This is a genomic window from Onishia taeanensis (assembly GCF_003268885.1).
Lineage (GTDB): Bacteria > Pseudomonadota > Gammaproteobacteria > Pseudomonadales > Halomonadaceae > Onishia > Onishia taeanensis_A.
Genome location: NZ_QLSX01000003.1, coordinates 1 through 12810, shown reverse-complemented (window position 1 = coordinate 12810; position 12810 = coordinate 1). Strand labels below are relative to the sequence as shown.

Annotated in this window: 16 protein-coding genes; 8 read left to right on the top strand and 8 right to left on the bottom strand. The window is 57.9% G+C overall.

Going from position 1 to position 12810, the window contains the following annotated elements:
* Window positions 1–58 precede the first annotated feature (58 nt).
* From BCL93_RS04910 to BCL93_RS04885, 6 genes are all read left to right on the top strand, one after another.
* On the top strand, window positions 59–586 hold the full coding sequence (locus BCL93_RS04910; RefSeq protein ID WP_112054002.1) for a helix-turn-helix domain-containing protein: 528 nt from the start codon (window positions 59–61) through the stop codon (window positions 584–586).
* Window positions 583–1308, top strand: coding sequence for an AzlC family ABC transporter permease (locus BCL93_RS04905; RefSeq protein WP_112054001.1), 726 nt, complete (start codon window positions 583–585; stop codon window positions 1306–1308). The genes BCL93_RS04910 and BCL93_RS04905 overlap by 4 nt, the downstream gene beginning before the upstream one ends.
* Window positions 1301–1645 (top strand): AzlD domain-containing protein, encoded by a 345-nt coding sequence (locus BCL93_RS04900; RefSeq protein ID WP_112054000.1) that lies wholly within the window; start codon window positions 1301–1303, stop codon window positions 1643–1645. The genes BCL93_RS04905 and BCL93_RS04900 overlap by 8 nt, the downstream gene beginning before the upstream one ends.
* A 173-nt stretch (window positions 1646–1818) precedes the next feature.
* The gene (locus BCL93_RS04895; RefSeq protein ID WP_112053999.1) at window positions 1819–2418 is read left to right on the top strand and encodes a sigma-70 family RNA polymerase sigma factor; all 600 of its coding nucleotides are present in this window, start codon (window positions 1819–1821) and stop codon (window positions 2416–2418) included.
* Window positions 2415–3230 (top strand): anti-sigma factor, encoded by an 816-nt coding sequence (locus BCL93_RS04890; protein WP_112053998.1) that lies wholly within the window; start codon window positions 2415–2417, stop codon window positions 3228–3230. Before BCL93_RS04895 ends, BCL93_RS04890 begins: the two co-directional genes overlap by 4 nt.
* A 123-nt stretch (window positions 3231–3353) precedes the next feature.
* Window positions 3354–3785: a DUF7282 domain-containing protein gene (locus BCL93_RS04885; protein WP_181463030.1), complete on the top strand. Its 432-nt coding sequence runs from the start codon at window positions 3354–3356 to the stop codon at window positions 3783–3785.
* Window positions 3786–3974: 189 nt separating this feature from the next.
* Here BCL93_RS04885 and BCL93_RS04880 read toward each other — a convergent pair whose 3' ends face one another.
* Window positions 3975–4784 carry a sulfite exporter TauE/SafE family protein gene (locus BCL93_RS04880; RefSeq protein ID WP_112053997.1) on the bottom strand — a complete coding sequence of 270 codons (810 nt, stop codon included), beginning with the start codon at window positions 4782–4784 and terminating at the stop codon, window positions 3975–3977.
* 300 nt (window positions 4785–5084) lie between these two features.
* Here BCL93_RS04880 and BCL93_RS04875 point away from each other — a divergent pair, with 300 nt between their 5' ends.
* Together BCL93_RS04875 and BCL93_RS04870 are read left to right on the top strand one after the other, a co-directional pair.
* Complete coding sequence (locus BCL93_RS04875; RefSeq protein WP_112053996.1) at window positions 5085–6509, top strand: DNA-3-methyladenine glycosylase 2 family protein; 1425 nt, start codon at window positions 5085–5087, stop codon at window positions 6507–6509.
* The gene (locus BCL93_RS04870) at window positions 6499–6990 is read left to right on the top strand and encodes a methylated-DNA--[protein]-cysteine S-methyltransferase (protein ID WP_112053995.1); all 492 of its coding nucleotides are present in this window, start codon (window positions 6499–6501) and stop codon (window positions 6988–6990) included. The genes BCL93_RS04875 and BCL93_RS04870 overlap by 11 nt, the downstream gene beginning before the upstream one ends.
* 66 nt (window positions 6991–7056) lie before the next feature.
* Here BCL93_RS04870 and BCL93_RS04865 read toward each other — a convergent pair whose 3' ends face one another.
* The 7 genes from BCL93_RS04865 to BCL93_RS04835 form a co-directional block, all read right to left on the bottom strand.
* Window positions 7057–7482, bottom strand: a complete 426-nt coding sequence (locus BCL93_RS04865) for a type II toxin-antitoxin system VapC family toxin (protein ID WP_112053994.1) — start codon at window positions 7480–7482, stop codon at window positions 7057–7059.
* The gene (locus tag BCL93_RS17685; protein WP_112053993.1) at window positions 7479–7721 is read right to left on the bottom strand and encodes a FitA-like ribbon-helix-helix domain-containing protein; all 243 of its coding nucleotides are present in this window, start codon (window positions 7719–7721) and stop codon (window positions 7479–7481) included. Before BCL93_RS17685 ends, BCL93_RS04865 begins: the two co-directional genes overlap by 4 nt.
* 107 nt (window positions 7722–7828) lie before the next feature.
* A complete protein-coding gene (locus BCL93_RS04855; RefSeq protein WP_112053992.1) occupies window positions 7829–10216 on the bottom strand; it encodes a S8 family peptidase in 2388 nt (795 codons plus the stop codon).
* A gap of 15 nt (window positions 10217–10231) precedes the next feature.
* Window positions 10232–11260: an AAA family ATPase gene (locus tag BCL93_RS04850; protein ID WP_258395986.1), complete on the bottom strand. Its 1029-nt coding sequence runs from the start codon at window positions 11258–11260 to the stop codon at window positions 10232–10234.
* Between the two features lie 165 nt (window positions 11261–11425).
* Window positions 11426–11686 (bottom strand): helix-turn-helix domain-containing protein, encoded by a 261-nt coding sequence (locus BCL93_RS04845; RefSeq protein WP_181463029.1) that lies wholly within the window; start codon window positions 11684–11686, stop codon window positions 11426–11428.
* Window positions 11687–11796: 110 nt separating this feature from the next.
* The gene (locus BCL93_RS04840; protein WP_112053989.1) at window positions 11797–12018 is read right to left on the bottom strand and encodes a hypothetical protein; all 222 of its coding nucleotides are present in this window, start codon (window positions 12016–12018) and stop codon (window positions 11797–11799) included.
* A complete protein-coding gene (locus BCL93_RS04835) occupies window positions 12008–12733 on the bottom strand; it encodes a type IV toxin-antitoxin system AbiEi family antitoxin (RefSeq protein ID WP_258395985.1) in 726 nt (241 codons plus the stop codon). The genes BCL93_RS04840 and BCL93_RS04835 overlap by 11 nt, the downstream gene beginning before the upstream one ends.
* Between the last annotated feature and the right edge of the window lie 77 nt (window positions 12734–12810).

Here is a 12810-nt window from a genome sequence, read left to right as displayed (position 1 = left end):
ATATAGAACACAGCCTGTCATGCACAGGCTTGGAAGGAACACTCAAGGAGCGCGCCACATGGACCGCCTCTCGCTCGGCACCCTGGGCCAGCACCTGCAGCGGCTACGCCAGGAACAGGGGCTGTCGCTGTCGCAATTAGCCGCTGCCGCCGGCATCGCCAAGTCGAATCTGTCGCGCCTCGAGCAGGGCAACGGCAACCCGACCCTGGACACCATCTGGCGTCTGGCAGTGCAGTTAAACGTGCCCTTCGGCACCCTGGTGGCGCCGATCGCCGTGCCCTTGGGCGAGGACGGCGTGCAGGTGCGACTGATCGACCAGGGCAAGGATCGCCCCCAGGTGGACGTCTACTGGATGCGCTGCGCCCCCCACACCTCGCGCCATGCCGAGGCGCACACGCCGGGCGCTCAGGAGACCCTCACCCTGATCAGCGGGACGCTGGAGGCTGGCTCGGAAGACGCGACCCGCGTGCTACGGGCCGGCGACACCCTCGCCTTTGCGGCCGACCGCCCGCACCTCTACCGCACCCATGAGGACTGGGCCACGCTGCTCGTCACCATCGTCTACGCCGAAGGAGACGCCCCATGAGCCGGCAAGCCACCTCACCCCGGCCCTGGCTGGTCGGCCTGCGCGAGGCCATTCCGCTGCTGGGCGGCTATGTGCCGGTAGCTGTCTCCTTCGGCCTGATCAGCGTGCAGTCCGGCTTCAGCCCCTGGGAGGCGGTCGTTGTCTCGACACTGATCTATGCCGGCGCCTCACAGTTCCTCTTCGTTGGCATGGTGGCCGGCGGTGCGTCTCTGTGGCTGGTGATCGCCATGACGTTGCTGATCAACCTGCGCCATGTGGTCTATGGCCCCAACCTGGCGCCCTGGCTGACCGCCAGCCGCTGGTGGCCCTGGCTAATGCACGGCCTGACCGACCAAGTCTTCGCCCTGGCCCATCACCGGCTACCGCAACTACCCGAAGCGCAGCGCCTCGGATGGTTCACCGGGGCTGCACTGCTGGCCTGGGCGAGCTGGATCGCCGGCACTGCCCTTGGCGCCGTGGCCGGCAACTGGCTAATGGCCCGCTGGCCGCTGCTCGGCGATATCATGCCTTTCGCCCTGCCAGCACTCTTCCTGGTGCTGGTGGTACCCCGCTTCACCTCCTGGCGCTGGAGCCTGGCACTGGGCAGCAGCATCCTGGTGGCGCTGCTGTGCACCCTGGCCGGCTACACCAACCTCGGCATCCCCTTCGCCGCCGCCTGCGGGGCCTTATGCTTCTACCTGGTGAAGGCCGATGCCGCCAGAGCGGGAGGTGGCGATGAGTAACGCCCTCTGGCTGGCCATGCTGGCCTCGGCCATCGGTACCCTGCTGCTACGCTTGGTTCCGCTGCTATGGATGCGCCGGAGACTCAGCAAGCAAGACGACGAGAATGGCGGCGAAGCCTTACCTCAGTGGCTCGGCATCCTGGGTCCGCTGATGATCGCCGCCCTGTTCGGGGTCTCGCTGGTGCCGCGCCATCCCGATGCCCTTTCTTGGCTGGCAACCTTGATCGGCATCGCCGCCACCCTGCTCACCTGGCGGTTCACCCGCTCGCTGGGCTGGCCCATCGCCGCCGGCGTAGCGGCCTTCGGCGCGGTCGTGATCCTTGCCGGCCTCGTCTAGCACACAGCGTCATCCGCCTGCTGACCGCCGCCTTCATCCTGTTGGCCGAACGGCCTTGCCATCTTGACCGCTGCAAGGCCTAAGCAGCACTCTTGCCTTTGATCGTCAGTATTTAGTCGCCATTGGCCGTAGCTGTTAAATAGCGTGTTGGCTCCCCGACAAGAGACCCCTGTATGCCCAATGCTTCGCGGCCTTCCTCGACCGCCGCTTCTTCGCCGCCTGCCTCCTCGGCTGGCATTGCGCATGTCTGTGACCTGCTCGATCGCGTGGCACACAAGGATCGCCAGGCTTTTGCACGCCTCTATGACGCCACCTCGGCGAAACTTTATGGCGCCGTGCTGCGTATCTTGCGTGACCGAGGCAGCGCCGATGATGTGCTGCAGGAAGCCTACGTGAAGATCTGGCAGCAGGCCGCCGTCTTCGATGCCAAGCGCGCCTCGCCCATCACCTGGATGGTGACCATCGCCCGCCACCTGGCCATCGACGAGCTGCGCCGCCAACCCAAGGGCTATCGGGAACCCGAGGAAACCCTGGCGCAAACGCCCGCCGAGGGCCTCTCCGCGCAGGATGAGCTTCACCAGGAACAGGACGCCCGGCGCCTGTATCGCTGCCTCGATACCCTAGAGGACGGCCGCCAGGAAATGGTCAGGCTCGCCTATCTGGAAGGCTGGTCCCGGGTCGACCTGGCCACCCATTTCGACCAGCCGGTGAATACCGTCAAGACATGGCTGCATCGCGCACTGAAGCAGCTCAAGGGGTGCCTGGCATCATGACCGAACACGACGATCTCGACATGTTGGCCGCCGAGTACGCACTGGGCACCCTGGACGCTGACACCCGCGCCGACGTCGCAACGCGACGCCAGCAAGAGCCCGAACTGGCGGCGCTGATTCTTGCCTGGGAAGCGCGCCTCGCTCCCTTGAGCGACGAAGCTGTGCCGGTCGCCCCAGGGCCAGAGCTTCGGGCAAGAATCGAGCAGCGCATCGACTCGCTCGAAGCCGATGCCCAACGGCAGCAAGCAGAACAAACACCGACTCAGACACCAGACCAGGCGCCGACTCGGAAACCAGAACAGGCAGCGACGAGTGCGACTGCCCATTCCCAGGTCGTTGCCCTGCGGCGCCGGCTGGTCCACTGGCAATGGAGCACCGGCCTTGCCAGCGCCGCGGCCCTGGTGCTCGCCGTTATCATCGCCGGCCCGCTGGGCAAGGCGCCCAGCGATCCTTCGTTCATCGCCGTGTTCCAGGAGGACGACCGGCAGCCGGCATTCATGCTGTCCGTCGATCTTTCCAATAAGCAGCTGCACGTGCTGCCGGTGTCCGCCGAGCCGCTAGCGAACAAGTCCTACCAACTGTGGATCAAGGACGACTCTCTTGGCCCCAACCCACGCTCGGTGGGCGTGCTGAACGACGACCTGAGCCTGGAGGCCGGCGCCCTGAGCGACTACGACCCGGCGCTTCTGAAGCGAGCGACCTTCGGCATCAGCATCGAACCGAGCGGCGGTTCCCCCACCGGCCAGCCCACGGGCTCTGCCATTCACGGCTATCTCTACCCCACCGGCCAGGCCGGGGGGCAGCGGCTGTAATTTTTTTCGACTGACCTGAAACCCGGCGCGCTCTCCTTGCGTATCTACCACCACGCCCACTTAAGCCACGAGGCTTAAGTGGGTGGTGACCAGATAGCGACGACAGACCAAGGAGAGAGAAAGATGATGAACAAACTGATGGCAAGCGCCTTTGTATCCGTTTCTCTGCTCGCCGGTGCCGGCTTCGCACAGGCTGCCGACAATGGGGACATGCACCCGGGTGTATGGGCCGATGATCAGTCCGTTTCAGGCGGTACCGTGACCGCAGAGAAAGTCATGGCCAACGAGAACGGTTGGCTGGTCGTACACCGTACCGGTGAAGACATGAAGCCGGGCCCGGTGGTCGGCTATGCGCCGCTCAAGGAAGGCGAGAACATGGACGTGGCCGCAATACTTACCGAAGACGTCATGCCCGGCGATCACCTGATGCTGATGGTGCACAGCGAAGAAGGCGGCATGAAGACCGGCGCCTTTGAGTACACCCTGGGCGCCAAGGAAGACGGCCCGATCAAGATGGATGGCAACCTGGTGATGAAGGTCATTACCGCCGAATAATTCCATCGTTTCATCGCGATATCCCGGGGCCGCCTTTAGCGGCCCCGTTTCGTTATCGCTTATCCCCTCTGCTTACCCCATTCCTCCGCTTGCCCCATTACTCTGCTTGCCAGATTCTTAGGCCCTACCAGTCGGCACGGATTCAAGCAGGAATCGGCCCTGGCCAGCATCATCATGGTTCGGATCGACTCAGTGCATGGCCACCATGACCACCAGCACCAGCGTGAGCAATAGCAGGTATACCCTGGCATGAATGCGGTCGGGAATACGCCCGATCCATCGCGATCCCAGGCGGATACCGAGCCATGACCCTACCGCCAGTGCCAGCAAGGCGCGCAGATCCACATAGCCCGCATACCAGGCATCCAGCGCGGTATCGCTTGCTGGAAGCAGCATATATGTCAGGGTGCCACTGACCGCCATTGGCAACGACAACGGATTGGCCATCGCCGTGGCGGCCGTCATGCTGGCGCCTCTGCGGCGCATGAGTGGCACGGTCATCACGCTCCCGCCGACGCCTAGAAAGGCCGCCACCGTGCCGATGAACGTACCGACCATCGCTGTCGCCGAGCGGCCCAAGGGGCGCACATCGCCACTCGCCTGATGCAGAAAACCGGGCAGCAGAATGGCATCCGCAATGGTCAGCCCCAGATAGCCGATGAACACCCAGCGCACCCAGTCTCCACTCAACGATACCGCCGCTGCCGCGCCAAGCACGGCACCGATAGCGATATAGCCCATCAACGGACGCACCAGATTCCATTGCACGGTGCGACGCTGATGGTGGCGCCACGTCGATAGAGAAGTAGCGAAGATCATCAGTGCGGTCGAGGTGGCGACCGCAATATGCATGGCCGCCAGGCCAGCTGCGCTGTCCGGCCCGTGGACGGTCATCAGCAAGATATACATCAAGGGAACGACCAGGAAACCGCCGCCGAAACCGAACAACACGGTGGTGACCCCTGCCACCCCGCCGCAGACAAGCAATACGCCATACATCGGCACTCTCCTTGTGGGGCTCAACAACAAGCACGATATTCTACTCAGGCTCAAGATGGCCTGCCCCAACACTAGGTAGCATCAGCGCTTGCGGGCATATCGAGAAAGCTTCGAGGCACTCCATGCCAGAAAGCCACTATGGCTGAAAAACCACTACGGCTGGAAAAGACGGGAGCTCTACCGAGCTATCAAGGCCCTACCAGGCCGGCCACCTTTGCGGCATAGACGTCCGATTCCGGCGAGTCTCTTGACCCTGGCGCGTTACACTGGCGGTGACAGGTCGGAAACAGGAGCACCGACATGCTGGATTCCGCCGAGTGCCGTCAGGCTCGCCTGGCGCGTGATGCCCGCTTCGACGGCCGCTTCGTGGTCGGGGTGACCACCACCGGCATCTACTGCCGGCCGATCTGCCCCGCCAGGCTGCCGCAGGAAGCTAACGTGCGCTACTTCGACGGCCCGCTGACCGCTGCCGAGGCGGGCTTCAGGCCCTGCCTGCGCTGCCGGCCGGACAGCGCACCGGATTCCCCCGCCTGGCGCGGCACCCGCACCACCCTCGAACGCGCCCTGCGGCTGATCGACGATGGCGCCCTACGCGACGGCTCGCTGAGCGATCTTTGCGAGCGCCTCGGCGTCGGCGAGCGTCACCTGCGGCGGCTTTTCCAAGACGGATTCGGCGTCTCGCCCAAGGCCTACGCCCAGTACCGCCAATGCCTGTTCGCCAAGCAGCTGCTGCACCAGACTGCGCTGCCGATTACCGACATCGCCTACGCCAGCGGCTTTCGCAGCCTGCGACGCTTCAACGACGCTTTCGTGACCCGCATCGGCCTGGCGCCGCGGACGCTACGCCGCACGGCCAAGGGCAGTGGCAACGCCAGCCAGTGCAGCGAAGCGCTGACGCTGTGGCTGGCCTACCGCCCGCCCTATGCCTGGTCGGCGATGCGCGACTTCCACGCCAGCCGCGCCATTCCCGGCCTGGAGTGGGTCGGCGACGACCACTATGGCCGGCATATTCGCTGGGGCGATGAGAAAACCATCGCCAAGGGCAGCTTCACCGCCGAGCACGTACCACAGCGCCACGCCTTTCGGGTCCGGCTCGAGCTCGACGACCTGCGCGCCCTGTCGCCAGTGGTGAAGCATATTCGCCGGGTGCTGGATCTGGACGCCGACACCACCACCATCGAGGCCCACCTGACCGACGCCTTTCCCGATCTCGCGCTTATCGAAGGGCTCAGGCTGCCCGGCCTCTGGTCGCCCTTCGAGGCCGGAGTACGCGCCATTCTCGGCCAGCAGGTCTCGACCGATGCCGCCCGGGGCCTGGTCACCCGGCTAGTCGAGGCTCTAGGCGAGCCGGCCGGCGATCTAGGCCGGCATTTCCCGACGCCTAAGGCCGTCGCCGCAAGCGAACTCGACGAGCTACGCATGCCCGGCGCCCGCAAGGCGACCCTCAAGCGCCTCGCCAGCTGGTTCGCCGAGGGCAAGGCCGACGAAGACCCGCTGGCGTGGACATCGCTCAAGGGCATCGGGCCCTGGACGGCCCATTATGCGGCGCTGCGCGGCACCAGCGCCCCCGATATCTGGCTGAACGGCGACGCCGGCGTGCGCCGCGCCCTACCCCGCCTAGCGGGCGCCGACCCGGCCCGAGGGGCACCCTGGCGCAGCTACCTGACCCTGCAGCTATGGGCATCCAGCCCCGACGCCAAGAGGAGCCAAGAAAATGCACGATGACGCCCTGGACTATTTCCGCCCACCGAAAGACAAGACGCTCGGCTTGATTCGGCTGAGCGCCTCCGACGCCGGCCTGACCGAGATCGCCTTCGTCATGGAAGATGACGAACCGGCCCGGCCCAACGCCCACACCGAGCAGGCCCGCAAGCAGCTCGCCGAATACTTCGCGGGCAGCCGCCGGACCTTCGAGCTGCCGCTGGCACCGAAAGGCACCGACTTCCAGCGCCGTGTCTGGCAGGCGCTGGCCAGGATTCCCTATGGCGAGACACGCTGCTACGCCGAAATTGCCGAGCAGCTTGGTTGCAAGGGCGGGCAGCGTGCGGTGGGCGCGGCCAACGGCCGCAACCCGCTGGCCATCGTGGTGCCCTGCCACCGGGTGATCGGCAGCAACGGGCGCCTCACCGGCTACGCCGGCGGCATCGGCCGCAAGCAGTGGCTATTGGCGCATGAGAGCGGAGAAGTTGCCTTCGCTCTTAACTGAGCCAAGCGTCTGGGCCATAAGAAATAAAAGCCGGGTAAGTGACTACAATGAACCGTCAGTGGGCCGCTATCGGCCTATTTCCCAAGGGTTGATCGTCTCGAGGCTCAACGTCTCGAAATCTTTAATATTGCGTGTCGCTAACATCGCATCATGCTGGATGCAGATAGCCGCAATTTGCGCATCGGCCATGTGAACCTGCCTTCCTGCACTCTCGCTGGCAGCGACCTGCTCCGCGTAATGAATCGCAGCCCCACTATCGAAGGGTAGGATGCGTCCAAAAAAATCTTCCTCGAACATGGCCGCCGCCATGGCAGCGAAATCACGTTTGCGCCTACCGTTGGGCAGGCGCTCGATGCCATAGAGAATTTCAGCGACTGTAATAGAAGAAATTGTCATGGAAATGGCATCCTGCCTATCCAGCCAGTCGACGACTCGGGCATCGGGCTCAGGCCTCATCAGCTCGGATATCACATTGGTATCAAGAACGATCATGCGCCAAAGCCCGAGCCGCGAGGCTTATCAGACCTGGGCGGTACGTCCAGCTCGATGCCGCCCGCCTCTGCGAATCGCTCACGTATGCGACTCCCTAGCCCCTTTGCTTGAGGTGGGTTCAAGGCAGTACGCAGAATGGTGCGAACCTCCTCCTCCATGGAATGGCCATGCCTAGCCGCCTTCATGCGAAGCTGAGCCTTCAACTGCTCGTCCAAGTTGCGGATCGTGATCGAAGCCATGCCAGACTCCTCGTATGATTGCATTGATGTCAATGATAGCATGAAGTCAACGAGTGCGCCTATGCATGGCGATAGGTATCATGCTGGCCCTACATACACAATGATTACTAGACTCTAGCTCTTCCTTGCTCTCTAGCTCTCTGCTGAACCTGTTGCTCGATCCGCTGTGAAATTTGTGTATATAGCTGTGCGTTTTCGTTTTCACGATCAGTAACTGTAACCACAAGTGAGTAAGGCTCTTGCTCTAAGCTAAGCGCCTCACCCCAGTCTTTATCTTGACGGGTAACGACTACAAACCACTTTTCAGCTGGATTAGGCTGACGGATTGTCCATTTAGAAGACTGAACCGACCCTTTCCCTCTCAAATCAGCAGAGACATCTCTGTTATTTACAGAATCATCACTCCTTGACTTTGTCTCATCTTGGGTGCCGTGGTTAAAGAACCTTTGAACATTATCTAAAGATGTGTCTTTCACCAACCTATAGTGAACCTTGGTGGCCATGTAGTCGATTCGAGTAGTTTTAACCGCAGGAGAATGAGCAAGAGTTACACGAATCTCCCGGGTAGCACGCTGCGACCTTAAGAACTCCTCAGGGAGAGGGAGTTCAAAAAAGTGGTGTACATTATTCTCGATTTTTTCCTCCGCCATGAGTACAACAGCCGTTTCAGATGAACGAAATAGCTCACTTTCATCCACAACGCCATACCCAGCTGTATCTCGATATGCCTCGCGGCCAACTGCCTCCTTATAAGCCTGTTGAACTTCCTCAGAAAAAGTTTCCTTAACCTCTCTTGGCACATTAGCGTGATTTACAATCAATGCTCTTAATAGGTTTGAAGATGCCTTGGGATAGTTGTTTAGCAATCGCCCGGCCAAATGAGTCACATATGGTGCCGCATAACTAGTCCCAGAAACTTCACATAAAAGAGTACCATCAACAAATTTATTGTTACAAGTCAACACACCCATGCCACGTTCAACGGCATTATATTCCGCCTGCATTCTCACAGGGGAAGCGTAATTACCACCAACTGCGACCAATTCAGGCTTTATTGCACCTCTAACAGATGGGCCATGACATGTGAACGGTGAAAGCTGGTTTTCAGATGCAGGCGCAAGCTGATTAATTTCGGGGTAGCGCTGAGCATCGAATGTAGCATTATGCCTTGCTACACTACCTACAGTAATTGCATGCAAGGCGGGAGCGGGGTCAAAAATAACGCTCTGCTCACACAATAAATATTCCGGGTATTCCTCTCGCCAACTATACTTGGGAACTTCAGGATCCTCCGATCCATTAAAATTCCCCGCTGAAACAATAAAAAGCACATCATATTCTCTTGAGAGTTTATCCAAAACATAAGCTATGCCTCGAATATGACGGCTATCATATGGCGAGTTTTTATTCCCTATAGATAGATTAAATATCCTGCACTCATACTCATCTACAAAATAAGACACAGCATCCAGTAAAGTCTTTTCTATTGTATTGACATCGAATTCACAATTTGAATCCAGGACCTTTCCATTAAAAACAAGAAGTTCTGGCTTCCAATAATTCGATGCTTTACATGCTTCTAGATCACCATAAAGAGCTATTCCTGCTACGGCTGTGCCGTGCCCAGCACCATCAAACTCATCTTCCCCTTTAACAAACGATTCACTCTCAGCCATTGCTGGTGCTATTAGTGGATGGTTTGTCGCGACACCACTATCAAGAACACAGATCCTGGCTGCATTTTCAGGTGGAGCAGGAATCTCAATAGGGAAGTTTTCAAGGCCAACATTGAGCTGATGATATTGAATACCACTTTTAGGCGGCAAATCTAATAGCCGAACATCACCATGTTCAAGGAGTAAGTTTGCTTGTCCCTCATTCACCTCTAAACGATACATAACCAAGCTATCTAGATTCAGCTTATCCTTACGAGAAATATCATTCTCAGCTAACCATTTTTCGAAAGTCTGGCAGATATGTAGCCTATCAGGATGGTGAGCAACAGCTATTGGCCAAAGCTCCACATCAACGATAAACGATGTTTGATCTGGAAAACCTTCTTTATTGACAACCCAGCTTTTTCTATCTTCAGCCGTCCAGTTTTCGACCCCTTCGATAGCCTCTAGAATTTGCTTATACGTGAGCTCTTCTTCATCCACCCCAAGCTTTTGTAGATGATCTGAAAAAACTGCCAAACCGGCTTCATCCGCAAAAATAATGCATAACTCATTATCTTCTTGACTGACAAATTGAACACCGTGCTTTTTCAGATGATTAATATCTAGATGACCTGTATATCGGATCTTAAAAACAAAATTCCCAGACCTAGATGTAGGCTGCCTTCTTGCATAACCAATTGAATGATTCAAGCTGTTCAACAAGCGCTGACCGTGACTTTTTAGGTCGCCGCGATCTGGCCTTGGTATATTCATTCTTCTTGTTCTTCTATCGTTTTGCAGAACTTCCCTTTCTATAACCAGATGCTCATAATCCATAAAAGCCAACCCTTCTTATTTCATTCGTTCCCGCAAAGCAGCCTGCTTAATATCTTTTATTGTAATAAACTCTTGACTTCGAAGAATCATGCGCTTAACAGCTCTTCGCACTATTCGCTCAATATCAGCACCACTACAATTGACAAATATTTCTATTAATTCTTTATCGTCCAACTCAAACTGCCGGCGAACTCCCCTAAGCTTAAGCAAAAGCACTTGCTGAATTTGCTGCTCACTTGGAAGCGGAAAATCAATGCTTTCATCGAATCTACGCCAGATCGCAGTATCAAGAATCTTCTCATGGTTAGTAGCTGCCAAGATGAGGCTTTTACCTTGGTAAGCATCCATCATTTGTAGCACAGCATTAACTACTCGACGAAGCTCACCGTGCTCAGCTGAATCATCCCGCTCTTTACCAATGGCATCAAACTCGTCAAACAAAACAACCATTGGTTGATTTGCAATAAAATCAAACACCTTGCGCAGGTTTGCAGCAGTCTCACCAAGAAAAGAAGAAACTAATGCATCAAGACGTACAATAGCTAGTGGAAGATCCAACTCAAAAGCGATCACCTCTGCAGCTAGAGTTTTCCCACACCCTGGAGGACCAAATAAAATAACCTTTCCTGACGGCTTCATACCGTAACTTTTAAGAACATCTGCACGCCTGTGCTCTTCCAGCAACTCTTCTATAGCTGCTAAGCTTTTATCTGGTAATACAATCTCCTCCAAGGGTCGTTGTGCTTGGCATATATCCAGTAGAGGTAAACCACGCTCTTTGTCAGTAGGGGGCTTTGGTAAAGCACTACGCCCGTTCCATTTTGCAGGCTTCAAATTATCGCCGTACAAAATTTTCTCAAGATCGTTAGCCAATAAATGGTGCTGTTTCTGGCGCTCATCTTGAATAATAGTTTCAGAGGCATGACGAAATGCAGCAGAGTCTCCACTCGCCCCTGCTCGAATCAACTGCCTTAGCACTTTGCCATTCGCCATTAGCTTTTCCTCAACCAGCCCTTTACATTCACTGGCATTTTCAAAAGCCATTCGCTCCAACTCTGTAGCTCAGTGGAACAGCCATCAGCTTTCTTCATCAACAATATTAGCCCTGATTGTGCATTTTTATAGCAGCTTATTTTTTCGCGATGCTCAGGCCTACCTCCTATCCCTAGAGCCTACCACCCTGGTACCACCTTGCCGCCGCCTTCCTGGCTAGTCGGTATCCGTCCCTGTCTGCTTGAGCGTCTTACGCGCCTTCTCGATCTCCGGGCTTACCTGCCCGCCAGCTTCATTCACTTCATCGGTCATCAGCCAGAGCGTGTACTTGCTGAAAGCCGTGCTTACCTGAGCCAGCAGCTTTCCAGACGGACCACTGCGACCGTTCTCGATGTTGATCAACGTCTGCTTCGGTATGCCGGTGAGATCACTGAACGCTTGGCGTCCCATACCTTCCGCCTCACGAATCTCACGCACTTTTTTTCCAAGGACGCTTGACATGTTGTCTGAATAACCTACATTCACATCTAACAACTATTGTTAGATCAGCACACACCATCAACCACCGGTTGATTCTTAAACCAAACCTAACACAACCAGCCACAGCGAGCAGGTACGACATGGAAAAGAGCAACGCGCCCCAGGTCCCGGCCTCCGTGCCAGTCATGACCATCTAGCGGTTCGCCGAGCTGACCGGCTTGCCCCCCGACACCGTCGGTGGGCAGCTCCAGCAGGGCAACCTTCCCCTGATCAAGGACGGGCGTCGTCGCCTCGTAGACATGTTCGTGGTAGCGTGCGTCAATCGGCATGCAGGAAGGCCTCCGGCACCGTCACGTGATATTCCCTATCCAACTTGCCGCCCTGGCAGAGCTGCCGCTTGCCTTTGCCGAGATCCAGTCGGCGTGGTTCCAGACCACCGTACCAGGCATGCCCGGCGTGGCGAGCCAGCACCAGGAAGGCACGCTTCGTTCTCACCGAACGACACCCCTCCAGCAATGCCTGCAGCCGACGCGGACGCAGCGTATTGAGGCCGCCGAAGGTGTCCACCAGCTCACTGCTGAACAGCAGCGCATTCGGCGTCACGGCGATCCACTCCAGCACCGCTCGCTCGGGGGTCGATACCTGCAAGCTGAAGGCCCTGCCATCCGGCGCGTAGTCCGTGAAGCTGCCGGGAAGCTGTACCGGCAGGCCCTTTTCAGAGTGGAGCACCATCCGCCCTGCCCAATCGGCATCACTCAACCACCGGGGCAGCCGAGCGGCCTCCTTGCCATACAGGTGCGTCGTGCGCTCCCCCATGGGCATATAGTGGGCAAAGCCATGCAGTGCGAGGGCCGTCTGGCCACCCGGCCAAAGCGGTGGCATCTCCGTGTCGTCGCTCGCCTGAAGAGCGAAAACTGCACTCTCCCAGGTAAGAGGCTCCCACGCTTGGCAGTAAGCGCCGTGCCCCACGCGCTTAAGCCAGCCACTACCAGCCAGCTTACGCGCCTGATCCGTGGTGACATCGTGTGATCCCGCCTCATTCACGAGGGCTCTGAATCGGGCAGTCTGAAGCTACTGTCCGGAGGCAGGTCTCATCAGGATCCGTATCTCCGGCGTCAGAG